This window comes from Bacteroides sp. L10-4 (assembly GCF_013373675.1).
GTDB classification, from domain to species: domain Bacteria; phylum Bacteroidota; class Bacteroidia; order Bacteroidales; family Bacteroidaceae; genus Bacteroides; species Bacteroides muris.
Genome location: NZ_JABXJH010000010.1, coordinates 1 through 24,822 on the forward strand (window position 1 = coordinate 1; position 24,822 = coordinate 24,822).

Annotated in this window: 23 protein-coding genes, 1 tRNA gene and 1 pseudogene; 9 read left to right on the top strand and 16 right to left on the bottom strand. The window is 47.1% G+C overall.

Translation table 11 applies throughout. The features are described from left to right. The coding region (locus tag HU824_RS05000; protein WP_176468261.1) for an IS5 family transposase at positions 1-421 on the top strand (421 nt) is incomplete at its 5' end. Positions 422-1,382: 961 nt separating this feature from the next. On the opposite strand, the pseudogene HU824_RS05005 reads toward HU824_RS05000, so the two are convergent. Continuing rightward, a pseudogene (locus HU824_RS05005) lies at positions 1,383-1,697 on the bottom strand (tyrosine-type recombinase/integrase); the annotation flags it as partial. A 180-nt stretch (positions 1,698-1,877) separates the two neighbouring features. Between HU824_RS05005 and HU824_RS05010 the strand changes: the two are divergent. From HU824_RS05010 to istB, 4 genes are all read left to right on the top strand, one after another. Further along, on the top strand, positions 1,878-3,110 hold the full coding sequence (locus HU824_RS05010) for a site-specific integrase (protein WP_100263160.1): 1,233 nt from the start codon (positions 1,878-1,880) through the stop codon (positions 3,108-3,110). Between the two features lie 37 nt (positions 3,111-3,147). Beyond that, the gene (locus HU824_RS05015; protein WP_176468262.1) at positions 3,148-3,861 is read left to right on the top strand and encodes a phage integrase SAM-like domain-containing protein; all 714 of its coding nucleotides are present in this window, start codon (positions 3,148-3,150) and stop codon (positions 3,859-3,861) included. Between the two features lie 161 nt (positions 3,862-4,022). Further along, positions 4,023-5,588, top strand: coding sequence for an IS21 family transposase (gene istA, locus HU824_RS05020; RefSeq protein ID WP_005942609.1), 1,566 nt, complete (start codon positions 4,023-4,025; stop codon positions 5,586-5,588). Positions 5,589-5,599: 11 nt separating this feature from the next. Then, a complete protein-coding gene (gene istB, locus HU824_RS05025; protein ID WP_176468263.1) occupies positions 5,600-6,388 on the top strand; it encodes an IS21-like element helper ATPase IstB in 789 nt (262 codons plus the stop codon). 200 nt (positions 6,389-6,588) lie between these two features. On the opposite strand, the gene HU824_RS05030 is transcribed toward istB, so the two are convergent. Beyond that, positions 6,589-6,673: transfer RNA gene (locus HU824_RS05030), tRNA-Ser, on the bottom strand. Between the two features lie 113 nt (positions 6,674-6,786). Here HU824_RS05030 and HU824_RS05035 point away from each other — a divergent pair. Continuing rightward, positions 6,787-9,324 (top strand): endonuclease MutS2, encoded by a 2,538-nt coding sequence (locus HU824_RS05035; RefSeq protein ID WP_176468264.1) that lies wholly within the window; start codon positions 6,787-6,789, stop codon positions 9,322-9,324. A 52-nt stretch (positions 9,325-9,376) separates the two neighbouring features. After that, positions 9,377-10,588, top strand: a complete 1,212-nt coding sequence (locus tag HU824_RS05040; protein ID WP_136009391.1) for an L-serine ammonia-lyase — start codon at positions 9,377-9,379, stop codon at positions 10,586-10,588. A 71-nt stretch (positions 10,589-10,659) separates the two neighbouring features. Here the strand turns inward: HU824_RS05040 and HU824_RS05045 are convergent, their stop codons facing one another. The 10 genes from HU824_RS05045 to HU824_RS05090 form a co-directional block, all read right to left on the bottom strand. After that, positions 10,660-11,163 (bottom strand): PepSY-like domain-containing protein, encoded by a 504-nt coding sequence (locus tag HU824_RS05045; protein ID WP_136009411.1) that lies wholly within the window; start codon positions 11,161-11,163, stop codon positions 10,660-10,662. A 32-nt stretch (positions 11,164-11,195) separates the two neighbouring features. Continuing rightward, positions 11,196-11,636 carry a PepSY-like domain-containing protein gene (locus tag HU824_RS05050; RefSeq protein WP_176468265.1) on the bottom strand — a complete coding sequence of 147 codons (441 nt, stop codon included), beginning with the start codon at positions 11,634-11,636 and terminating at the stop codon, positions 11,196-11,198. A gap of 104 nt (positions 11,637-11,740) precedes the next feature. After that, positions 11,741-13,018, bottom strand: a complete 1,278-nt coding sequence (locus tag HU824_RS05055; RefSeq protein ID WP_176468266.1) for a HAMP domain-containing sensor histidine kinase — start codon at positions 13,016-13,018, stop codon at positions 11,741-11,743. Beyond that, positions 13,015-13,692 (bottom strand): response regulator transcription factor, encoded by a 678-nt coding sequence (locus HU824_RS05060; RefSeq protein WP_136009388.1) that lies wholly within the window; start codon positions 13,690-13,692, stop codon positions 13,015-13,017. Before HU824_RS05060 ends, HU824_RS05055 begins: the two co-directional genes overlap by 4 nt. Positions 13,693-13,741: 49 nt before the next feature. Next, complete coding sequence (locus tag HU824_RS05065) at positions 13,742-14,287, bottom strand: DUF4738 domain-containing protein (protein WP_176468267.1); 546 nt, start codon at positions 14,285-14,287, stop codon at positions 13,742-13,744. Positions 14,288-14,346: 59 nt separating this feature from the next. Then, positions 14,347-14,796 (bottom strand): DUF4890 domain-containing protein, encoded by a 450-nt coding sequence (locus tag HU824_RS05070; protein WP_176468306.1) that lies wholly within the window; start codon positions 14,794-14,796, stop codon positions 14,347-14,349. A 136-nt stretch (positions 14,797-14,932) separates the two neighbouring features. Beyond that, the gene (locus tag HU824_RS05075) at positions 14,933-15,160 is read right to left on the bottom strand and encodes a DUF4248 domain-containing protein (RefSeq protein ID WP_176468268.1); all 228 of its coding nucleotides are present in this window, start codon (positions 15,158-15,160) and stop codon (positions 14,933-14,935) included. 128 nt (positions 15,161-15,288) lie between these two features. Continuing rightward, on the bottom strand, positions 15,289-15,765 hold the full coding sequence (locus HU824_RS05080) for an HU family DNA-binding protein (protein ID WP_176468269.1): 477 nt from the start codon (positions 15,763-15,765) through the stop codon (positions 15,289-15,291). 428 nt (positions 15,766-16,193) lie between these two features. After that, positions 16,194-16,721 carry a very short patch repair endonuclease gene (locus HU824_RS05085; RefSeq protein WP_136009383.1) on the bottom strand — a complete coding sequence of 176 codons (528 nt, stop codon included), beginning with the start codon at positions 16,719-16,721 and terminating at the stop codon, positions 16,194-16,196. A gap of 60 nt (positions 16,722-16,781) precedes the next feature. Beyond that, positions 16,782-17,402, bottom strand: a complete 621-nt coding sequence (locus HU824_RS05090; RefSeq protein WP_136009382.1) for a DsbA family protein — start codon at positions 17,400-17,402, stop codon at positions 16,782-16,784. Positions 17,403-17,696: 294 nt separating this feature from the next. Between HU824_RS05090 and HU824_RS05095 the strand changes: the two genes are divergently transcribed. After that, positions 17,697-19,205: a DUF3843 family protein gene (locus HU824_RS05095; protein WP_176468270.1), complete on the top strand. Its 1,509-nt coding sequence runs from the start codon at positions 17,697-17,699 to the stop codon at positions 19,203-19,205. Positions 19,206-19,262: 57 nt separating this feature from the next. Here HU824_RS05095 and HU824_RS05100 read toward each other — a convergent pair whose 3' ends face one another. Together HU824_RS05100 and HU824_RS05105 are read right to left on the bottom strand one after the other, a co-directional pair. After that, on the bottom strand, positions 19,263-19,949 hold the full coding sequence (locus HU824_RS05100) for a TrkA family potassium uptake protein (protein WP_176468271.1): 687 nt from the start codon (positions 19,947-19,949) through the stop codon (positions 19,263-19,265). A 42-nt stretch (positions 19,950-19,991) separates the two neighbouring features. Next, complete coding sequence (locus HU824_RS05105; protein ID WP_176468272.1) at positions 19,992-21,824, bottom strand: TrkH family potassium uptake protein; 1,833 nt, start codon at positions 21,822-21,824, stop codon at positions 19,992-19,994. A gap of 133 nt (positions 21,825-21,957) precedes the next feature. Here HU824_RS05105 and HU824_RS05110 point away from each other — a divergent pair, with 133 nt between their 5' ends. Continuing rightward, a complete protein-coding gene (locus tag HU824_RS05110; RefSeq protein ID WP_136009378.1) occupies positions 21,958-23,325 on the top strand; it encodes a TrpB-like pyridoxal phosphate-dependent enzyme in 1,368 nt (455 codons plus the stop codon). Between the two features lie 71 nt (positions 23,326-23,396). Here HU824_RS05110 and HU824_RS05115 read toward each other — a convergent pair whose 3' ends face one another. Then, entirely contained in the window at positions 23,397-23,573 is a 177-nt protein-coding gene (locus HU824_RS05115; RefSeq protein ID WP_005832662.1) for a DUF4250 domain-containing protein, read from the bottom strand. Positions 23,574-23,765: 192 nt separating this feature from the next. Beyond that, positions 23,766-24,794 carry an iron ABC transporter permease gene (locus tag HU824_RS05120; protein WP_136009377.1) on the bottom strand — a complete coding sequence of 343 codons (1,029 nt, stop codon included), beginning with the start codon at positions 24,792-24,794 and terminating at the stop codon, positions 23,766-23,768. Between the last annotated feature and the right edge of the window lie 28 nt (positions 24,795-24,822).

Sequence of the window (24,822 nt, forward strand, 5' to 3'; positions counted from 1 at the left end):
AGGCAACAAGAAGATTAAGGGCAGAAAACAGCATATAATCGTTGACAGCCAAGGTTATCTGATGTCTGTAGACGTGCATGAAGCCAATGTTCATGACAGCAAGGGGGCTCCGAAAGTCATTGAGAGGCTATCCTACAAATTTCCTCGTCTTGCCAAAATCCTTGCGGATGGTGGCTATAGAGGAAGCCTTGCAGATTGGGTATTTGACAAATTTAAATGGGAACTTGAAGTTGTTCTCAGACCTGATGAATGCCCGTCAAAGTTCAAGGTCATTCCGAAACGATGGATTGTTGAAAGAGCATTCGCATGGCTGGAAAACTTCAGAAGGCTGACGATAGACTACGAGTTCCATGCTGATACTGCAGAGCCTATGGTTCAACTTGCTTTCTGCAAAATCATGCTTAACAAAATTATTGTGTAATTTTTAAACAGTTTCTAAATTTGGTTTATATAAGGGATTTTTTAGGGCATGTTTCAACAACTACAACAGAAATATATGCTCGTGCAAGTGAAAAGAAGAAGCTGGAGGCATTGTCACGTGTAAATCCGGGAATAATAAAAGAGGGTAAAACGACATGGCAAAAAGACAAATCCTTGTTGGGTTATCTAAAGGATTTACGGACTAAGTATTAAAACTTATGTGAAGTTTGTTTGGGATATTATGTTATTTAACAGATGAAAATCAGTAACTTAATAAAAACAAACCAAACAAACTTTACATAATTATTCCCTATACATAACGTAGCTTATGTAAATCTTTGCATAAGCTACGGGAGTCGAAGTTTCACTGAACTTTTTTCCTGTTTCCCGTAAATCCGACTTTTTTTTTATGCGTCTTCCGGTCGGGTCGGTCGTTTTCGTTTCACATAGGCTGGTTGGTGAAGGGGTCTTGCTATGCAAATTTTTCCGACAAAGATTTTTTCCGACCAACGGGAAGCTGGAACAATTTTTTTCGATGAAACCCAATTTGCAGAGCCAAAAGCCCCCGTAGCTACCTTTGCCTATTGAAATGATAAAAACGACTGTCCCGGCTGGGGGACTGCATAATGAGGAAGATTTACAGATAGGGAAACAGGGGAAAAGTGCTTGTTCCCTTTCATCCTCCATGCGGGCGGGAAAGGCAAGGGTATGGCAAGTTCATCTTGCGGTACGCTTGTGCGGGTTTCCAACGGCTCTTTTCACGAAATACAGTCAGCCATGCCACGCACGGCTGGCGTTTCGGGGAATGTGCCAGTGGAAAAGGGAATAAAAAATGCGGGTAGTCGGTGGACTGCCCGCAAGGTGAAAGAATGTAAAATACTCGGATATAGCTTATTAGGTGGTATTTCGTTACCAAAATCGTTACCTGTTTTGTTACCAACGGTATATAGGTAACTGAAAATTTACATGGCGACTTCCTTGTAAATCTTCTCGATGCCGACAAACTTCTTGTCAAGCCCTTGCATATCGCTGCCTATCTTGCTGTTAGTGATGCGAGCGTAAATTTGCGTGGTTTCTATGTTTGTGTGTCCCAGCATCTTGGATACCGTTTCAATGGGTACGCCCTTTGACAGCGTGGTGGTCGTGGCGAACGTGTGCCGGGCAAGGTGGAAAGTGATAGGTTCTGCAAGGGAAAGCGAACAGGTAAATATAAAACGTAAACCGTTTGAAATGAGCTTTGTTTCAGCATTCTGCCAAGTAGATAAAATGCAAATGATAACGGAATATTGAGGTTGTTCAGTTACCAAACCGTTAGCCGGGCAGTTACCGAAACAGGAATAGGTAACGGCAGGCAATGAAAAGAAATCCTCACCGTTTTGTTTGCGCTCATACACAATGTTTTGCATATCAAGGAACGCTTATACGGCAAGTAATTTTGCACTAAAAAATATAAGCGTATGAAAGTAGAAAAATTCAAGGTGTTGCTCTACCTCAAAAAGAGCGGACTGGACAAATCGGGAAAGGCTCCCATCATGGGACGCATCACGGTAAACCGCACAATGGCACAGTTCGGATGCAAGCTGTCCTGCACTCCCGAATTATGGAATCCCCGTGAAAGCCGTCTGAACGGCAAGAGCAAAGAAGCGGTTGAAACCAACGCCAAGATTGAGAAACTGCTGCTTGCCATCAATTCCGCATTTGATTCTCTGTTGGAACGCAAGCAGGAGTTTGACGCTACGGCAGTCAAGGACATGTTTCAGGGGAGCATGGATAAGCAGATGACCCTGTTGAAACAGTTTGACCGTATCAACGAGGACTTGAAATCGCGTATAGGCATCGACCGTGCCGAAGGAACATACTCCAAGTATTACTACACACGGCAGATTCTCGCAGGGTTCATCCGTGAGAGATTCAAGACGGAGGATGTCGCCTTCGGGCAACTTTACGAGCGGTTCATCTGGGATTTTCAGGACTATGTGCTCGATGAGAAGAAACAATCCCTGCAATCCGTGCGCCATTACCTTGCCCTTTTGAAGAAGGTATGCCGCATCGCCTACAAGGAGGGACATTCCGAACGCTATTTCTTCTGCAACTTCAAGCTGCCGAAACAGGAAATCAGCGCACCGAAGGCACTCACACGGGAGGAGTTTGTGAAAGTACGTGACGTGGAAATATCCGTGCGTCGCAGGCCCTCGCTTGCCCTCACCCGTGACCTGTTCCTGTTTGCCTGCTACACCGGAACAGCGTATGCCGATACCGTGTCCATCACGCGGGACAATCTCTTTTCCGACGATGACGGGAACCTGTGGCTGAAATACCACCGCAAGAAAAACGAGTACCTCGCACGGGTGAAACTGCTTCCCGAAGCGATTGCCCTATTGGACAAATACAAGGACGAATCACGGGAAACACTTCTGCCTGTTCAGGACTACCGCGTGTTGAGAGCCAACATGAAGAGCCTCCGTGTACTGGCAGGAATCAAAACCGATATCGTCTATCATGTCGGACGCCATAGTTTCGCAAGCCTGATAACGCTTGAAGAGGGTGTACCTATCGAAACCATCAGCCGAATGTTGGGACACACCAATATCCAGACAACGCAAATTTACGCCCGTGTGACCCCGAAGAAACTTTTTGAGGACATGGACACATTTATCGAAGCGACCAAAGACTTGGTGCTTGTTCTCTGATGCAACTATTTAATCAAGTTCAATAAGATAATCAGTTATGCGCAGTACATTCAAACAACTCTATTACATCAACCGCAGCAAGGTGAAAGCTGATGGTACGACCGCCATTTGGTGCAGAATCTCCATAGATGGCAAACAGGCGGTGCTTTCCACGGGTATTTATTGCAATCCAGATGATTGGAACAGTAAAAAGGGCGAGGTAAAGGACGTTCGCACAAACGGACGGTTAAGCCAATATCGCCAACACATTGAAGATACATACGACACCATACTGAAAGAACAGGGTGTTGTCAGTGCGGAATTGCTGAAAAACACCATAGTGGCGGAAAGCTCCTTGCCCACAACCCTGTTACAAACAGGCAAACAAGAGCTGGAGAGGTTGAAGAAACGCTCTGTCGAGATACAATCACGTTCCACTTACCGACAATCCATTATCTTTCAGGACTGTATCAGGCTGTACATAGAATCGGTGTATGACATGCAGGATATACCGTTGGAGGAAATAACGGAAGGGTTCGGCAACGATTACAAGACATTTCTGTTAAAGGACTTGGGATGCAGCACAGACAAGATGAACAAGTGCCTGTGCTGGCTCAACAGGCTGTTGTATCTTGCAGTGGACAGGGAAATCATACGTGCCAACCCTATCGAGGACGTGGAATATGAAAAGAAGAATCCTCCAAAGCTGAAACATATCAGCCGTAACGAATTGAAACGCCTGATGGCAACTGGAAAAGCCACTCAACTTTGACCCTTTTGGCCACGCAGAATTATCCCTTTTGGCTAAAATATGATTGACCCCTTTGGCTAAAATAGTGTTGCCCACTTGCTTCACCTATAATTATAGTTTTTTTGTGTAGATTTGAGTACCCTTGTCCTGGTGTAACGGGGGAGAAAATAAAATCTATACAAATGAATAAACGAATCAAAAACATTTTAAGATGTTATGCGGCTGGCATAGGAATCAAGGAAACGGCATCTACGTTTCATATTTCCCGTAATACAGTCCGCAAATATGTCCGCTTATTCCTTTCAAGCGGCAAGAGTATTGAACAGCTTCTTTCCCTGCCCAATGGACAGTTGGATGAACTGTTCGGCTGCACGGATACCCGGCATCGGGAGCCTTCATCCAAAAGGATTGAATTGGAGGCCTTGCTTCCCGGATATGTATCTCGTCTGTCACGCAAAGGTATGAGTGTCCGAAAACTGTTCAAGGAGTACCATACCGAATATCCGGACGGCTATCAGTTGTCTTCCTTCAAACGGATTGTCAGCGAATACAGGTTTCACATTAAGGTTGTCGGTCATGTAGAGCACTATGCCGCAGAGCAGATGTATATTGACTTTGCCGGTGACAGACTTGAAGTTGTTGATGAAATGACGGGCGAGACGAAGAAAGCCGAGGTATTTGTTGCCATCCTTCCGTTCAGCCATTATACCTACTGCGAAGCCGTATGGTCGCAACGCAAGGAAGACCTGATAAAGGCATGCGAGAATGCCATTCAATATTTTGAAGGTGTTCCTGCGGCTATCGTCCCCGACAATCTGAAGGCTGCCGTCACACGAAGCGACCGCAACGAACCTGTCATCAATGATGATTTCGCCGCTTTTGCCGAATATTACGGCTGTGTGGTCTATCCTGCTCGTGTGCGTCACCCCAAGGACAAGGCTTTGGTAGAAAATGCCGTAAAGCTCCTCTACCGTTCCATTTACCTTGATATAGAGGGAATGACATTTTCCAGTTTGGAGGAACTCAATACCGCCATCCATATTTCCTTGCTTGATTTCAATGAAAAGGTGATGGCCGGACGGGAGATGTCACGCAAGGAAATATTCCTTCATGGAGAGAAGGATTATCTTCGTCCGCTTCCCGTGAAACGCTACGTAATGAAAGAAAGGAAACTGATGACCGTGGGAAAGAACTCTTACGTTTCCTTGTTCAAGCACCATTACAGTGTTCCGAAAGAGTATGTAGGCAGGCGCATGACGATTCTCTATGATGCCGACACGGTGGAAATCTATTGTGGAATGAACCTTGTCGCCACCCACGACCGCTGTGACATTCCTTACACTTATTCTTGGAAAAAGGAGCACAACCTGCCTGGTCATTATGGTCCCTATGACAAGGACTTGGAGGAACTCTTTCAACGTGCCTCGGAAATAGACAACATCGTATTGAACTATCTTCAGGAAGTGGAGCGTGTCATGCAATATCCACCCAAAGCGTTCAGGTCATGCCGTGGCATCATGACACTGGAGAAGAAATACGGCCGTGACCGTCTAGTTGCGGCTTGCGCATGTGCGGATCAGAAATTGCAATACGGATACCAAGCCTTGCGCGAGGTGCTTGAACTGGGAGAAGATGTGGATTTCCTTCCTGATGAGGACGGAAAAGTACAGTCCAACGTGACTTCCCAGATTCCATTGACCCACAAAAATATACGTGGACGTGAATATTACAAAAAAGACAAACAATAAAACTATTATTTATGGAAGTAAACAATAAAACAGCTCCCGTTACGGGACAACAAGACCAGAATACCATATCACTGGATTTAATGAACCGTATGAAATTGCATGGTATGGCAGAGGCTTTCAGGGAAAGTCTTGCCGGCACCACTCCGCAATCCATGACTGCGGACACGTTCCTTTCCATGCTCCTTGCACGCGAATGGGACTATCGCTCCCAGGCTGCCATTGCACGGCTCACCAAAAATGCGGCATTCCGCTACAAGGCTTATATTGAGCATATTGACTATGCCACGAACCGGGGACTGGACCGCAATCAGATGGAACGTATCGCCACCCTTGATTTTGTGCATAAGGCACAGAACCTTTTCATTACTGGTTCTTCCGGAACGGGAAAAAGCTATTTGGCCTGTGCCCTTGGACACGAAGCATGCAAAAGGGGATTCCGTACCTTCTATGCCAATGCTCCGAAACTGCTCGGTGCGCTGAAAGTCGCCAAAGTAAAAGGTACACTTGAAGCGGAACTCAAGAAGATTGAGCGTTGCCAGCTACTCATTCTTGACGACCTGTTTATTGTACCACTTGACGCCAAAGAGCGTCCCATACTGCTTGAAATTATTGAGGATAGGCATGAACGGAAATCTGTCATCATCACATCGCAGTATCCATCTTCCAACTGGTATGACATGGTAGGTGATCCAACAATAGCCGATGCAATCCTTGACCGCATCATACATACGGCCCATACTATAGAATTATATGGTGAAAGTATGCGAAAATTAAAATCTAAGAAAAACGAGAATTTTTAAAAGGGTAAAATAATATTGCCCCCCAACACCAGGACTTTAAAGGGTCAATCATATAGTACAAAAAGGTGGGCAAATCTTGCGTGGCCAAAAGGGTCAAAGTTGAGTGGCTTTTCCAAATAATACAAAAACACCCAACTTTACATTCTTGGGTGTAAAATTGGGTGTTTGCTTTGCAATTTGCTGATTTTCAGCGTTTATTGCGGAGAGACAGGGATTCGAACCCCGGGTACCTCGCAGTACAACGGTTTTCAAGACCGCCGCAATCGACCACTCTGCCACCTCTCCAAACTCCTCTTTCAAGAAGTGCTTTTCTCTTAAAGCGGTGCAAAGGTACAAATCATTTTTAATTCTGCAAACTTCTTTTCTATTTTTTCATGAATTAATAGTACTTTTGCACCATGATATATCCGCAGAACTTTGAACAGAAAATAGGTTTCGACCAAATACGCCAATTACTGAAAGAAAAATGCCTCAGTACACTTGGCGAAGAACGGGTGATGAACATGACATTTTCCAATTGCTTTGGAGAGGTGGAAGAACGTCTGGACCAAGTCACCGAATTTGTACGTATACTCCAAGAAGAAGATAATTTCCCGGCACAATATTTTTTTGATGTACGCCCATCATTAAAACGCATACGCGTGGAAGGCATGTATCTGGATGAACAAGAGCTTTTTGACCTGCGCCGTTCACTGGAAACCATACGTGATATTGTACGCTTCCTACAAAAAAGCGACGATGATGAGGAAGAAAGGGCTTCCCCCTACCCTTGTCTGAAAAGACTAGCGGGAGACATCACCGTTTTCCCACAGCTCATAACAAAAATAAACGGCATCCTCTCTCCTTACGGAAAAATCAAGGACAATGCCTCTACAGAGTTGGCACGCATCCGCCGGGAACTGGCAAGTACTATGGGAAGCATCTCTCGCTCACTGAACAGCATTCTACGAAATGCCCAGTCCGAGGGAGTTGTGGACAAAGACGTAACACCCACCATGCGTGACGGCCGTCTGGTCATTCCCGTTGCACCGGCACTGAAACGGAAAATACGCGGTATTGTACACGACGAGTCGGCCAGCGGTAAAACCGTATTCATCGAGCCTGCCGAAGTAGTGGAAGCCAACAATCGCATACGGGAACTGGAAAGTGACGAACGCAGAGAAATTATCCGCATCCTGACGGACTTCTCCAACCAGCTGCGTCCCTCCATCCCCGACGTACTGCTATCATACGAATTCCTTGCTGAAATAGACTTCATACGTGCCAAAGCACTGTTTGCTGAGCAGATATCCGGGCTGAAACCAGCTCTCGAAAACAAGCAGTTGCTAGACTGGACAATGGCTGTGCACCCGCTCTTGCAACTTTCTCTTGCCAAACATGGCAAAGAAGTAGTACCACTTGACATCGAACTGAATGAGAAGCAACGTATCCTAATCATCTCTGGTCCAAATGCAGGCGGTAAATCCGTCTGCCTAAAGACAGTGGGCTTACTGCAATACATGCTGCAATCCGGACTGCTCATCCCGATGCACGAACGCAGTCATGCCGGAATATTCAGCAGCATATTCATCGACATAGGTGACGAGCAGTCCATTGAAGATGATTTGAGTACCTACTCCTCCCACCTTACGAACATGAAAATCATGATGAAAAGCTGCAATGAACGGAGCCTCATCTTGATTGATGAATTCGGTGGTGGAACTGAACCCCAGATTGGAGGCGCTGTCGCTGAAGCCGTATTGAAACGTTTCAACCAAAAACAGACGTTCGGTGTCATCACCACACACTATCAGAACCTAAAACATTTTGCCGAAGACCACGAAGGTGTAGTAAACGGTGCCATGCTCTATGACCGCCATCTGATGCAAGCACTGTTCCAGTTGCAGATAGGCAATCCGGGCAGTTCGTTCGCTGTAGAGATTGCCCGCAAGATTGGTCTTCCGGAAGATGTCATTGCCGATGCCTCGGAAATCGTGGGCAGCGAATACATCAATGCCGATAAGTACCTGCAAGACATTGTGCGCGACAAACGCTACTGGGAAGGCAAACGCCAGACAATACGCCAGCGTGAAAAGTACATGGAAGAGACCATAGAGCGCTATCAAACTGAAATAGAAGATTTGCAGAAATCCCGGAAGGAGATTCTGCGCAAAGCAAAGGAAGAAATGGAGCAACTGATGCGGGAAGCCAATGCGCGCATCGAGAACACCATACGCTCCATCAAAGAAGCCCAAGCAGAAAAAGAAAAGACACGCCAGGCCCGCCAGGAGTTGACGGACTTCCGTGAATCAATGGAAGCACTTGCCAACAAGGAACTGGAAGAAAAAATTGCCCGCAAAATGGAAAAGCTGAAAGAGAAGCAAAACCGGAAAAAGGAAAAGAAAGCGGGCAAAGGAAAAGAAAACGGGCTGTCTGCTCAAGCTTTGGCAGAACAGCAGGCACGGAAAGAAGCAGAACGTCTCGCAGCCATCATCCCCGGCTGCAACGTCAGAATAAAGGGACAGACCTCTGTGGGCGAAGTAATGGAAGTAAATGGCAAGAATGCGGTCATCGCGTTCGGCAGTATCAAGACTACCGTAAAGCTGGATAGACTGGAACGTACCAACGCGCAGCCTAAACAAGCTGATGTGTCCACCAAAAGCACTTTTATCAGTGCCCAGACCCAAGACAGCATGTACGAGAAGAAACTGCATTTCAAGCAAGACATCGATGTCCGAGGTATGCGAGGTGACGAGGCCTTGCAAGCCGTAACTTATTTCATTGATGACGCCATCCTTGTCGGCATGTCACGCGTGCGTATCCTTCACGGAACGGGGACAGGCATCCTACGCATGCTCATCCGTCAATATCTGGAAACTGTTCCCGGAGTACGCCACTTTGCCGACGAACATATACAGTTCGGCGGAGCAGGCATCACCGTTGTAGACTTGAATTAATGGATAATTGATAGTTAAAGCTAAATCATAAATTTGATAAATTTTGAAATATATGAAATCAATCAAAGAACTCTACCGTATCGGTACCGGCCCATCCAGCAGCCACACTATGGGGCCACGCAAGGCAGCTCAGATATTCTTGGAAAAACATCCCAAAGCAGCCGCATTCCAAGTAACCCTATACGGAAGCCTCGCTGCTACCGGCAAGGGACACATGACCAATGTTGCCATCACCGAGACACTGCAACCCGCAGCACCGGTAGAAATAATCTGGGAACCCAAAATATTCCTGCCCTTCCATCCCAACGGCATGAAATTCGTCTCCTTGGACAGTGAAGGCAAGGAGACAGACCAATGGACTGTATTCAGTGTCGGTGGCGGTGCCCTGGCAGAGGAGAATGACGGAACCTCATCCGTCAACACCCCGGATGTATACGAAATGAACCGCATGACCGAAATACTGCAATGGTGTGAACGTACCGGAAAAAGTTATTGGGAGTACGTCAAGGAATGCGAGGAAAGCGATATTTGGGATTACCTGCAGGAGGTATGGAAAACCATGCAAGCTGCCGTAAAACGGGGATTGGATAGTGAAGGAGTCTTGCCCGGCCCTCTGAATCTGCGCCGGAAAGCCTCGACCTATTATATACGTGCCAGTGGCTACAAGGCTTCCCTCCAGTCGCGCGGACTGGTATTTGCCTATGCCTTGGCAGTAAGTGAAGAAAATGCGTCAGGCGGGGTCATTGTCACTGCACCTACCTGCGGTTCGTGCGGCATTGTACCTGCAGTGCTCTATCATCTGCAAAAAAGCCGGGAGTTTAGCGACACACGCATACTCCGTGCCCTTGCCACAGCCGGACTGATAGGAAATATCGTGAAGACCAACGCTTCCATTTCGGGAGCGGAAGCCGGATGCCAGGCAGAAGTAGGCGTAGCATGTTCTATGGCATCAGCCGCGGCCAACCAATTGTTTGGAGGTAGTCCGGCACAAATAGAATATGCCGCTGAAATGGGATTGGAGCATCATTTGGGAATGACCTGTGACCCGGTTTGCGGACTGGTACAAATCCCATGTATCGAACGTAATGCCTACGCCGCCGCACGCGCCCTGGATGCCAACCTTTACTCCTCTTTCACCGACGGCATGCACCGCGTATCATTCGACAAGGTGGTAGAAGTCATGAAAGAAACCGGAAACGACCTGCCCTCCCTCTACAAAGAAACCAGTGAAGGAGGACTGGCAAAGGACTATAAACCGATGTAGCCAGAAATTAGGAATTAGGGATTAGGGGGGCAATATGATTACCACAACACTAGTCCCTAATCCCTTATACTTTAATCAAGTTTTATCGGCCAATACGTATCATCCCTATCACCGCTCACATCTTTTGTCTGCAGCAAGTCGCCTTCTTCCGAATAGAACAATTGATACTCTGCATTTCCCTTTTCAACTTCAATGACAAACTGCATAGGCACTACCGGATACTCCAAAAGAACAATCTCCTCTATCTTCCAGCCAACATATTTACTGCCGCTGAAAGAAGTCAGTACAGTTCCCGGAAGATCGTTCCAAAGCAGTTCTGTCTCCGTCAACACCCATTCTGCCCGATTATTGAACCATACATCCTTTTCCTGGCCATCCACTCTACAGTCTGCCACCAAATAACCTCCTTTCTGTTCCCACTCCACATGGATTGCGGAAGGGTATTTGGACTTCAATGCCTGTGACATTGCTTCAGGCACTTTCACATCATCCTTGTCGTCATCATTACTGCATGCACCAAGTGCCAAGGCGGTGATGAACATCATCGCCAACATTTGAATCTTCATTCTCATCATTTTCATATAAAGTTAAAATATTTACTAAAAAATCAGTCGTCCATACTGACAAATTTTCCTTTTTTGTTGAACTTCAAAGAGTAGTCATTGTTCAGCTCGACTTCCATACCGGTACGTCCGCGCTCAATCTTGGTAATAATCTCTCTCGGGAAGTTGGTCTTCACATATTCCTTTACCGGAACCGGAATCAATGCTTCGGGAACAGCAGATTTCTTGCAATCCACTTCCAGCCAATTTCCTTTCTTATCGAAATCAATTTCCGTACGGTCGGTCAGCAGCACTTCATATTTCTTGGTCTGCAGTATTTCACTTTCAATCTTGATATGCGAAATATGCGGTTTCGAGAAATACTGATTGATAAAGTTACGCGCTGTCAGCGGAAGCAGCTTGGCATCCTGAGTAATTACATCACCGGCAAAAGCAAACTGAACAGCTACAAGAGCCAATATAAAAATAGACAATACTTTCTTCATAATCGTCATTTTTTAATGTTACTAATAAATTTCATATCATTCACACTGCAAATAACAGTAGAGAATTAGGAAAGATTTGGGAATAATCGCAGTTTACGATTTTTTTAGTTTTCTTTAACCAGACAGAAGCAATGCATGCCATCCTGCCATTCATACGTAAGCTTCAGTGAAGACGACAATGCAATGGAACGCGCAATGGCAAGCCCCAGTCCTGTGGAATCCTTCTTGCCATCCATGCCGCGATAAAAACGCCGGAACAGCTTCTCTCCATCCAAAGGAATATCCCCCGTGTTTCTGATGACCAGCGAAGTTGGAGTGGTAAGCACCTGCAACTCCCCCCCTTCCCTATTGTGCAGCAACGAATTCTTCACCAGATTGGAAACCAGTATTTGCGCCAGCGAATGATTACAACGGATGATAAAAGGTTGTTCCTCCCGTTTCCGTATCAGATTCACGCACTTATGTTCATAAATATCCATCAGGTCGGGCAAGAGTTCATCCAATATTTCATCTACCGAGACATCTTCCATCTCAGTATACTGCCCGTTTTCTATACGGGAAAGCAACAACAGGGACTTATTCAATTTCACGGCACGGTCCAACGTGACATATATCTCGTCCAGTTCCTTCATTTGCTGTTCCGTCATTCCTTCACTCTCAGCCAGCAGTTCCACTTTTCCCCTCACGATGGCAAGCGGTGTCTGCAACTCATGCGAGGCATTCTCGATGAACTGTTTCTGCTCCTCGTATGCCTTGTAGCTGCGGTTTCCCATATCCAATGCGGCGTCACTCAACTGGCAGAACTCCCGTATCTTCGTCGGGTTGTCCAATGAAGGCACCTCCTTGCCGGGCTGAATGCGGTGCAGCCAGTCAAGCAGCTTATGTAATGGACGGAACACCCCCTTCAACACCAATTGAATGCCGATGGAAGTACAGATTAGAAACAGCAGGAACAGCGCTCCCAGATACCAAAGCATAGCCTCCACCATATCGTCCCGCTCCAGAATGGAAATCATCAGTTTCAACTCATAATATTGCCCGTCGGGCATACGGAAAGCGGTACACATGACACGTACCGGCTCGTCTTCATCCTCCAGTTCGATATAGACTGTAGCATCATAAAACACTTGCCGGTAATGCCGCCCTTCTTCTTCGGATATTGGAGTGAACTTATAGAAAGACATCAACGAGCCTTCTGTTTCGAGTATCGCGGGGTCGTGAAGCGCACTCTCCATCAATATATCACCGTAATTCTCCAATGTATCGTCCGTCTCATCCACCACCTCGTCGATGATTGCGTAATAGAACAGCACACCCCACACTGCCATCAGCAGAAACATCAGCCATGCAAGTTTGCGGTAAGTGTAGCTCAACAGTTTCATAATTCGGAGAGTTTGTAGCCGAATCCATAAACAGCCTTTAATTCTACGCTAGCCTCAGCTTGTTTCAATTTCTTACGCAGATTTTTCACTTGCGAGTAGATAAAATCCAGCGAATCCGTCTGGTCTATATTATCTCCCCACACCGACTCGGCAAGACTCATCTTATTGATGACCCGGCCAGGGTTGACAACAAAATAATAGAGCAGGTCGAACTCCTTACGGTTCAGTAGCAAAGGCTTTCCGTTTATCTCTACCTGCCGTTTATCGGGATAGAACAGAAGATTTCCAAGAGTGACGGTCACATCTCCCTTCGCCTGCCTTCTACGTATCAATGACTTGACACGTGCATTGAGTTCTGCCAAATGGAAAGGCTTTGTAAGGTAATCGTCGGCTCCCAGTTCCAGCCCATCCACCTTGTCGTCCAGAGAATCTTTGGCCGAGATAATCAGCACGCTGTCACTGCGGTGCAGCCGTTTCAACTCACGCAGCAAGTCCAGACCGTTTCCACCGGGCAACATTATATCCAGTAGAATGCAGTCGTAATCGTAGTCATTGATTTTATCTAATGCCGAGAAATAGTCGGCAGCAGTCTCTACGACAAACTTTTCTTTCAGGAGCGAAGTGCGGATGGTTTCCCGCAAATCTTGCTCATCTTCTACAATCAGGATTTTCATACCGGCAAAGATGGTCTATAAAACAGGAAACAATCTGGAAAACCATCCACTAATCAATGCTGTTTGTCTGATACTCCTCCAGCAGTTCCTCTTTTGCCATGGAGATTTTCCCGTCAGCCGTAATGGTCAGTCTGATGGGAACATAAAGGTCGGATTGCGGATAGCAGACACTGGCCGCATATATGATTCCCTGCGGAGTGGTCTTGTCATAGACCAGCCCCTCAAGAATGGAGTACTTCATAAACTTGGCATCCACCAACGAAGCAAAATTATCTTTGGTGAACACTTTATCCACCACCTGCTTCCCATCGCACGTAATGTGCAAGGTAATACGGTTATCCACAAATTTCTCTCCCTGCTCGTTTTTCACTATCGGCAAAGATTCATCCGGCCGACGCACTACAGAAGACTGATACTCTTTTCCCTTATACCTAAAGGATGTTTTTACGTCAGACACCTGCATGCGCTGCAGACCGGCAAATTCTGTACTATCCTGCATCAATAGCAGGCCGTCTTTCTTATTCTTGTCTTGAGACGAACAAGCTGTGAAAAAGACAACCGATGCACATACCAAAATATAGACTATATTCTTCATTGTTTTGTTTTTAGTAATTGACCGGACAAAAATAGTACAAATTGAATGCAATAGAAAATTTATTTTCTTTTAGATTCCATTTTTGCTTTTCTATCCTGCACTTTCTTGCTGTATGCAGCATATTGTTCTTCCGTCATAATCTTCTGGAGTTGTGAATCATAAGCAATACGGGCAGCCTTCATCTCTTCACGTTTCTTTTCCATCTCCGCTTTTTTCTGCGCGCGCTGCTCATCCGTCAATTGATGGCGCTTACCTTCTCTCTTCAAATGCTTGTGTGCTTTGGCACGGTGCATCGGCATATCTTCCATTTTCTCGGCCAATGCCAGATTGGCTTCCAGCAGTTGTTGTTTCTGCGTATCGTTCAGGGAGTACTCTTTCACCATCCGTTCCGTCATGCGCTCGGCACGGACTTTCAGTTCGGGCATTTTATCACTGCGGCGGGCATGTTGTGACATTGCCATGCCACCCATCAGGAAGGCGGCCATCCATATCAGAACTATTCTTTTCATCATTTTTCTCTTTTTTTAATTAATACCTTATGTCAGTTATACCTATTGTGTTGCAACGTATCTATGACAAAAACAAAAGCGGGAAGTTTAACCGCAACTTCCCGCTTTAACATAATAAATGAGGTTGAAAAGAATATTAAGGTTCGTCCAGATACTGTACGATGAGGCTCACCTGCTTCGGCATGAATGTCCGTGTCCTTACATTGTAGCCGGTATGCGCCAAGGCTTCATACAGTTCGTGATTCCGCTTTATCCACCGCGTCAGGGTGCGGATGGCGCAACGTGCAGTAGCGTTTGGGCAATAGAGGCATGCCAAATCTTTCTTTTTATAGGTCATTACACGAAATCCGTTTTTTGTTTTCATAATAACAGTTGGTCTGATTTAAAATGATTGACGTAAAGATACGATATTCAAAAGGCGAAGTCAAGTATTTCAAGGAGAATATGAACCTTTTTCCGAGAAAGTTCATATTCTCCTTATTTACAGAATGCTTATCCTAACGGATTTTCTCCCTGATTACCATCGGAACCTCCGCCATCCGGATTCGGATTGGAGCTGCCGCCGGAAACAGTCCCGTTGCCCGGCCAACTCATCTTCTCCACACTGGCGCGGGTCAGCATATCCTTAAAGTAGAAACCCGGAGTGAAGATAATCTTGCGGCGATAAATCGTACTTGCCGTCACGTCTTCCTGTTTTTCCTGGCTCTTGGCGTTGATGCCGGGACGAAAACAGCCGAACTCCCCCAACTGTACCGAAAATCCCTTGTTGATATTCATATTCAAGGTGTCAATCAATCCGTCCAACACCAACTTCACCACACCGCGAGGCGCCATGCCTATCTTGGAAACCTCGTCGCATAAATCTCTGAAAGCGACCACCCCCAAAGTCTTCATCTGCGCCACGTACTTTTCCGTTTTTGTCTCGTCAAAACCGAACACTCTCTTTTTTACTTCATAATTCAAAGCCATAGTTTTTTTAATTTTAAGTTGATTAATAAAAGCCGGTCTTGTTCGCTCGTCAGTCTGCAAAACCTATTTCTTTGTGACCACAATGCAAAGATACAACGGGCAGAAAACGAGGTGGTGCTTTAACGGAGGTTTTCGGAGGTTAAAGGAGGTTTAACCTATATTATTCACGGCAGTTATCGGGAGTCAAGGCTTCGCCCGGAGTTATCGGAAGTTAGAAGCCGATAGTTTGGCAAATGAACCAAGAAGGTTAAACCGTAAGACTCAAAAGTTCACGTACGGATGTAAACTCTCTTTCCACTTTTTATGAGAATATTATAAAAAATATTCTTTCTCCGTTTAATGGGCAAAGATAATAAAAAGCAAGCAACCTTACTTGCGGTCCACTTCTTATTTAAGGAAATAATGCATTATTCTATCCACGCAATTTCTCACTTTCCGTAATCCTCCATCCCATCGGCTGCTATCATCCTACCATTTCCCTCTTCATATTCCCGATAAGGTTTCATTTCACCTTTCTTACGCATTCCGTAATTTTCCAGCAATATCCTATTCAGTGCCCATTCAATCCCTTTCAGTGTCATCTCCCGCTCCTTGGGTTTCAACTGGCATTCCCATACCTGCATCACATGCCACCCCATGTAACGCAACTGAATCCGTTCCTTCAAGTCCCTGCGCCGATTCCGTTCAATCTTGTCCTTCCAAAATTCCACATTACTTTTGGGAAGTACAAAATATTTGCATCCCTCGTGCCCATGCCAGAAACATCCGTTCACGAATATCACCGTACGATACTTGCGGAGTACAATGTCGGGCGTGCCAGGCAACCGCTTCACATTGACACGGAAACGGAAACCACGGGAAAAAAGATAACGGCGTACCACCATCTCCGGCTTCGTGTTTTTACTACGAATGCTGCTCATGCAGTGATGCCGCTGCTCGGGAGTCATCTTGTCCATAAAAACAATCTATAATTAGTGTAAAGGTACGTTTCTGAATTGCAAATAGCCAAATCTTGCTCACTTTTTCCTTGCATACACCACACTCGGCCCCATCCCATGCCTCATCAGCATCCCCTCTTCTATAAACCTGTTCAAATCGACAACAGCCTGCTTGTAACTGCGTCCTGCCAGCCGTGCATACTGGGCGCGGTTGATGCAAGGATACTGCTGCAAATACTCATCCAGCAACTTCCAGCGCTGCTCCACGCCCAACGCCTCATCGGCAGACGAAGCAGGCGCCGATGCCGATTGCGGACAACGCTCCAACTGCATCTTACCTTTCAAATCCTTATAGAACTCCCTGCCCAGACGGAAATTCAACCCGCGCAAAGCGATGGAGGCAGCACGAAGCTCTTTCTTGTCCGTCGCCTGGCGGGTACAACTCAAAGAGGGGGTGAAGTAACCCAGCTCGCCCAGCTCCACCGTCCAGCCATTGGCAAGGCAGTCGCGCAACTCGTCCATAAAGCCTGCCATCGCTCCTTCCAGCAGGCTGCGGCTGAGGCCGGTAAAAAGATGCACACGCTCGATAAATTCCTTGCGGTCGATGGTTCCCTTGGGGACAAAGCGGGCATAAAGGGATTGTTGCTCGCCGGTCTGGCGGACGTCGGGTTTCTCAAAAAGGTCGTAATACGCACTCATATATATTCTGTTTTTAAATGGTTCTGCAATTCTGTTTTTTTCTTCTTCCCAAACATTAAGGAAAAGAAAAGCGATTCTTTAATCGTTCCATCATGGAGAAAATATCATTCCACCACGGAAGAAAAATCGTTCCACCATGGTGGAACGATTTTTTCCACACGATGGAACGATTTAATAGTAGCATACAAATATACTAATCAAAAGGAGGAAAAACAAGAAAAATTCTACAAAAAGCATATCTTTACACCGAAAAATAAAATTTATAAAGATACACACCAAATTCGCTTTAGCACCATGAAGAAAATATACCCCAAAGAATGGTTGGAACTGCATCCGTACAAGCAGACAAACAGCGTTGACCAGTACTACGTCGGCATTGCAAACGAAATCCACAAAAGACTCTACTCTTCAACGATAGCCAACGCCTTCGAAGAAGAGGAAAACATACGCTATACAAGCCTCTGCCTCGCCGCATGGTTTGAGGACGTCATCTCCCAGACCGGCATCTGGCAGGCATTCACTGCCGAGTGCCGGAAGCGATACGGAGCCTATCTGCCCTTCTACCCCATCAAAGGCGATTATTTTCCGGATGAAATCAATCTGGAGGACATACGCTTTCTGCTTTGGCACCATATACAATATCTGTGCCGGGGAATAAGCGCCATCAACCCCGAGAATCCCGGAATAGAGCAGACTGCACAAGAGATATACGGACTGCTTGCAGAGGAATACGAAACCGCTCCAGAAAATGAAAGGATGCAGGAATTTCTATACCCCTCAGCTATGGGAGAAGAAGACTTCTTCCGCTACCGGGAGATACTGAACTGGTTTCACTACCAATGCTACTTCAACATCGAAAATGTCGCCCAATGCCGGGACGAAGCTGAACGGTTGCTGAATGATGAAAAGATTACTATCGAAATGGCAGAGACCCTCATATATGCCACACGCACCTCACTGACGTTCAAAGGCCGCCGCAACCTGCTGTCGCTGACCTCACCGGAATGGCTGGCTCTCATCGGAAAAGCCCATCCCGAACATCAGCTTTGGGGCAAGGTGAAGGCACGGGAAAACAGTTGCTATCTGCTGGAGAAAGAAGACGACGAGTATCTGTACGTCAAAGATTTGTGTAGTGAAGACGAATGCGAATTCAAGATAACCAAGAAGTCCTTGAACCTCTCGGCCATCCGTAGCAGAGAAGTAGGGAAAAGCACCCTTATCTGCGAACTGATTTATTTTGGCAACGCATGGTGGCAGTGCGGCATGCTTCTCGAAAACAAGTACGACCGGAAAATAGCGGAATATGTGGACGACTTGACGAACCAGAAAGAAAAGACGAATGAAAAGGCTACATTCCATGATTTCATAAAAGCATCCGGCGGGAAATCTTTTGTATTCTGCCAATCGCAAGAGGAAATCTCTGATTTTCTGCTGAACAAGATGGGATACGGCTTGAAAGAAGACCTGGACATACCACGCATACATACAGAAATCGGAGCCATGCTGATGGCCAACCCGCACACCGGCCTACATATCCAATTCAAGCTGTGCGAATGCATCAAATCTCCGGACAACCCCAATTATAATAAGGAGGAAGCAGAGAAAAACGCCATTATGTTCATCATCAACCCCGACATCATCCCTTACCAGCTGAGCTGCATCCTGCAAGACGAAGGCATGCTGCCCGACGCTTATCTGAACAGTTTGCAAGGAAAAGAACACGGGCAAGAGTTCATACGCAAGAATGCACACTTCCTGACTGATTATTTCCATTATCGGTGTCGGGAGAAGGACTTTGATTAGTTGAAAATGGGGGGGGGCAAAATTCACCACTTTTGACACATTTCCAACTACCAATTATCATAGTGCTTTCCAGAACTTCTGGAAAGCCTTATATCGTCCGTAGCACACCAACTGGTCGCCGGCTTGTATCAGGTCATTTTCCGGCAGTTCGTTCCGCACATTGCGTTCCACATAAGAGATGCCCAGACAATTCTTCAAAGTCTCGGCACGCTTCAAGGCGAGCATCTTCAGGCCAAATTCCTCATCAAGATTCAATTCGTTGGCATAATATCCAATGAACTTGTCCGGAACGGTGAACTTGACCACATAATAATCCGGTGCCACGCGGAATGTCTCCATATCGGCACCGAATTCCAGCAACTGCACCAGCCCGCGTGCAGCATCTTCCTCGGGAGTAAGAATGCGCTCCAACTCAAAGGCCTCGAGCACGGAACGGTGAACAGCGTCAATGGCGCGGGCATAGATATGCTGCACCTTCTGCTGCTTCAGCAAAGCCACTACACGGATGGACGCACCGAAATTCTCGCCGATGGCAACAATCACCACATCCACGCTGTTCAGCGGCAACACGGACAGCGCCTGCTCGTCCGTCGCATCGATGACAAAAGCTGTAGCTATCTTCTCCTTCAGACTATCTACCCGGCCGGCGCTCACGTCCGCACCTATCACTTCGTGCCCCAGTGCAGAAAGCTCTTCTGCCAGCACATAACCATAATTCCCTAAACCGATAATAATATATTTCATTCTATTAATGGATAAATGGATAATAAATCTACAAATCAATTATCAGTTGATTATAATCTGACCACTCGGATACTGATACTTCGTATGCTTCTTCTGCTTTATGACGCCAAGCATCAGCGTAATCAGTCCCACACGCCCCACAAACATCAGCAGTGCCACCAGCAGCTTGCTGTCGTCTCCCAACTGCTGGGTAAGGTTCAAACTGGACCCCACCGTACTCAATGCCGACACACACTCGAAGGTAATGGCCAAAAGCGACGTACCCGGCTCCAGAATGCTGATGATGAAAACGAACAGCAACAAGACACCGAACGACATCACCACTGTGGCATTGGAACGGCGGATAGAATCGTGTGACAGTTCACGGCCAAACACCTCTACCCGTTCCGTGCCGCGCAACACAGCCACCAGGTTCAGCACCACTACCGCAAAGGCATTCACCTTGATACCGCCCGCCGTAGACTGGGAACCGCCTCCCACCCACATCAGAAACAGATAAATGAGCAATGTCTGTACCCCCAATCCGGCCAAGTCCACGCTATTGAAGCCTGCCGTACGGGGACATACGGCATTGAAAAACGCCTGGGTCCACTTGTCCGCCACCGGCATACCTGCAAAGGCTGCATTCCACTCAAAGAGGGCAATGCCCGCCGTGCCCAGCACCAGCAGCAGGAAAGTGACAATCAATGCAATCTTTGTATTCAGGTTGTACAGATGGTAGAAACGCCTACTACCATCCCAATGCCACGTACGCAGAAAGTGTCGCAGACGGTGCAGATGATAAAGAATAATATCCTTGAAATTCACCAGGATAGGGAAACCTATACCGCCCAGAATAATCAGCAGCGAGATGTAGATGAAAAAAGGATTGTGCCCCGTCATCACCAGCGGATTGCCCAGATTACCCGGTAACGTGGAGAATCCGGCATTGCAGAAAGCGGAAATGGCATGGAAGGCCGAAAAAGCCAGCTCTTCCTGCAAGTCCATCCCCATCGTCCCATGAATGTCTCCCCAGATGGCAAGCATCCCTACCCCTTCAATCACCAGTGTAAAGGCCAGAATATAGACCAGAGTGGAAAGCAGGGAATTCAGGGAATCGGAACTCACCATATCACGCATCACCAGCTGATTATACAACGAGGTATTACCCATGAAGAACATGGCAAAGAAACTTGTCAGCGTCATCACGCCCAGACCGCCGATCTGAATCAGCAGGATGATGACCGTGAAACCGGTCGGGGTGAATGTAGAAGCTACATCGACCGATGTCAGCCCGGTGACACACACCGCGCTGGTGGATATGAACAGCGAGTCGACCCACGATATACCGTTCACCGTGCAGCGAGGAAGCATCAGCAACCCCGTCCCCACAAGTATGATTATCAGAAAGCTGACAGCCAAAATAAGAGAAGGGTTCGTACGCCTTCCCAGCAGCCGCACAAGCCCGTTTGAAAGACTGAGAAAGGAAAATATCAGCAACAGGACAATCCTATAGGTCTTCCCATGCAGAAAATCCCAGAATTGCAGAACGGCACCCTCCTCCTCCGGACGATGGAAAATAACCGGAATAAGAGTCAGATAGAGCAGAATGGTCAATATCCATGTGAGCCTACTGAACGTACGCCGGGTATCCTTGTATTCCAGCAAAATGCGCAGAGTGACGTCTATCAGGAAAGCAATCCACACCCCATGATACAAGTGCTGGAGCTGATGCGCCTCGGCCTCGGAAATCGTAAAGCCATGCTCATAGACCACACCGACAATCAGCAGGATGGACATCAAATAAGTGATGAAGGTCATTACTCCCACTGTCATCCGTACGTAAGGGTGAATCCATTTATTCTGATACAAAAGGAATTTATGATAAATCTTCATAAATGCATCGATTAATGAAACGCGGCAAACTTAGACAAATCTACCCTCATATACAAAAAACAAAAGAAAAAAGAAATTGGTTCAAAAATAATAGCTACATTTGAGCATTGAATTATTAATCATCATGACCACTATGAGCAATAAAAAGAAAAGATTCATTCTTCCGGAAGAGGAAATTCCACAGTACTGGTATAACATACAAGCCGACATGGTGAACAAGCCCATGCCGCCGCTTCATCCCGGCACCAAGCAACCGTTGAAGGCAGAAGACCTATACCCCATCTTTGCCGAGGAACTCTGCCGCCAGGAGCTGAATCAGACCGACGCGTGGATTGAAATCCCCGAAAAGGTCCGCGAAATGTACAAATACTACCGCAGCACTCCGCTGGTGCGCGCTTACGGATTGGAGAAAGCACTCGGCACGCCGGCACATATCTACTTCAAGAACGAAAGTGTCAGCCCGATGGGCTCGCACAAGCTGAACTCCGCCATTCCCCAGGCATACTATTGCAAACAAGAGGGAGTGACCAATGTAACCACCGAAACCGGTGCCGGACAGTGGGGAGCTTCCCTGGCATACGCCGCCCGCCTCTTCGGACTGGAAGCCGCTGTTTATCAGGTAAAAATCAGCTACGAGCAGAAACCTTACCGCCGCAGCATCATGCAGACGTTCGGTGCGCAGGTTACACCGTCGCCCTCCATGTCGACCCGTGCCGGAAAGAATATTCTGACAGCCCACCCCAACCACCAAGGTTCATTGGGTACAGCTATTTCCGAAGCTATCGAACTGGCGCAAACCACTCCGAACTGTAAATATACTCTTGGTTCCGTATTGAGCCATGTCACCTTGCATCAAACCATAATCGGCCTGGAAGCTGAAAAGCAGATGGCAATGGCAGGCGAATACCCCGATATGGTCATCGCTTGCTTCGGAGGCGGTTCCAATTTTGGCGGTATCACCTTCCCCTTCATGCGCCACAATATTCTTGAAGGAAAGAAAACACGCTTTATTGCCGCCGAACCCGCTTCTTGCCCGAAACTGACACGCGGCAAATTCCAATACGACTTCGGCGACGAGGCAGGATACACTCCACTGCTGCCCATGTTTACACTGGGACATAACTTTGCCCCCGCCAACATTCATGCCGGTGGTCTGCGCTATCATGGCGCAGGTGTCATCGTCTCGCAACTGTTGAAGGACGGATATATGGAAGCTGTAGATATCAAACAACTCGAATCATTCGATGCCGGTTGTCTTTTTGCACAAGCAGAGGGCATTATCCCCGCTCCCGAGTCTTGCCACGCCATTGCCGCCACCATTCGCGAAGCAAACAAATGCAAGGAAACAGGCGAAGAGAAGGTAATTCTGTTCAACCTCTCCGGCCACGGACTTATCGACATGGCATCCTACGACAAGTATCTCTCCGGCGACTTGGTCAATTATGAATTGACCGACAATGACATCCGGAAGAATCTGGACGAAATAGGCAATCTGGCTTAATAAAAACAACTCCCGCCAACTTGCGCCTTACGGCAACAATCGGCGGGAGCTGTTTTTTTGAAAAACATCATTTACCAAAATCTGTTCTTTGCAGGATTATACTCAAATCCCACTAGCTTCAGTTTCCGTACAATGTCCTCTTTCTCTACGTTCATATCCTCACAGAGTGCATCCAGCGAAGGATAGAAATCACGCAGTTTCATGTTGATGAAGCTGTACAGCATCACCGGATCTTCAGGTAATCTCATAGTTACAATCTTTAAATTAAAACTAATACCGGGTGCAAAATTACAATAAAAAACCAAAGATATGGATGTTCTTAGTGTGGAATATACAATGCATTCACCGCAAACGATTGTAGACTATATTCAGGGTGCTTCTCCGTCTGTTCTATTATCATAGGAAACCGGAAGTCCCCCCCCTCTCCGAAACGTAAATTATCAGTTGAATTCTTGCGGCTTCCGTTGGCTCAGAATAACGTAGATGATGACCGGCGCACCGATAATGGGCGTGACGGCATTCAAGGGAATAATGCCCGCTTCGCCGGGCAAGACGCAAATCAGGTTGCAAAGCAGTGCCACTGCACCGCCACTCAGGATGGTGACCGGCAATAGGGAATTGTGATTGGCTGTCCCCAATATCATGCGGGCCACATGCGGCACGGCCAGGCCGATAAAGGCGACCGGACCACAGAAGGCGGTGGTGACAGCCGTCAAGAGCCCGGTGATAATCAAAAGCCAGTTGCGCACACGGCGGATATTTACACCTAGATTTTCGGCATAGCGCTCTCCCAGCAACAAGGCGTTCAGGGGCTTTATCAACAATAATGAGCCGAACAGTCCCACAATGGTGACCAGCGCAAAGGCCGGCATCTGCTGCAGGGAAACTCCGCCGAAGTTGCCCAGCCCCCATATCATATAAGACTGCACCCCCTCTGCCGTAGCAAAGAAGTTCAGCAGGGCAATGGCCGAAGAAGTGATGTAGCCTATCATGATACCCGTTATCAGCAGCATGACATTGCTCTTTATCAGCGTGGAAAAGAAAAGGATAAGTGCCATAATCAGCATGGCTCCGATAAATGCGCCAAGCAGCACGGAGAAAAAGCCGGACAGACTGAACGCCCCTGCCGTGATGCTGCCGCCAAACAGCAGCATGACGAAGGCCACTCCCAGACTTGCCCCGGAGTTGATGCCCAGAATGGATGGTCCTGCCAGCGGATTCTTGAAAGCCGTCTGCAACATCAGTCCGCAGACAGCCAATGCGCCACCGCAAAGCAGCGCCGTCAGCGCTTGGGGCAAACGGGATTCCCAAAGGATGAAGCTCCAGCTTGCCTTCTCCCCTTCTCCACCAAGCAGGATGCGGAAAACATCGGCAGGCGGAATCGAAACCGACCCCACCAGCAGATTGCCCGCAAACAGCAATAAGATGACTACTCCCAGCCCGATACCATATTTCCAGCCTTTACTCATAGTTACATTATTTAGCACACGGAGGCAC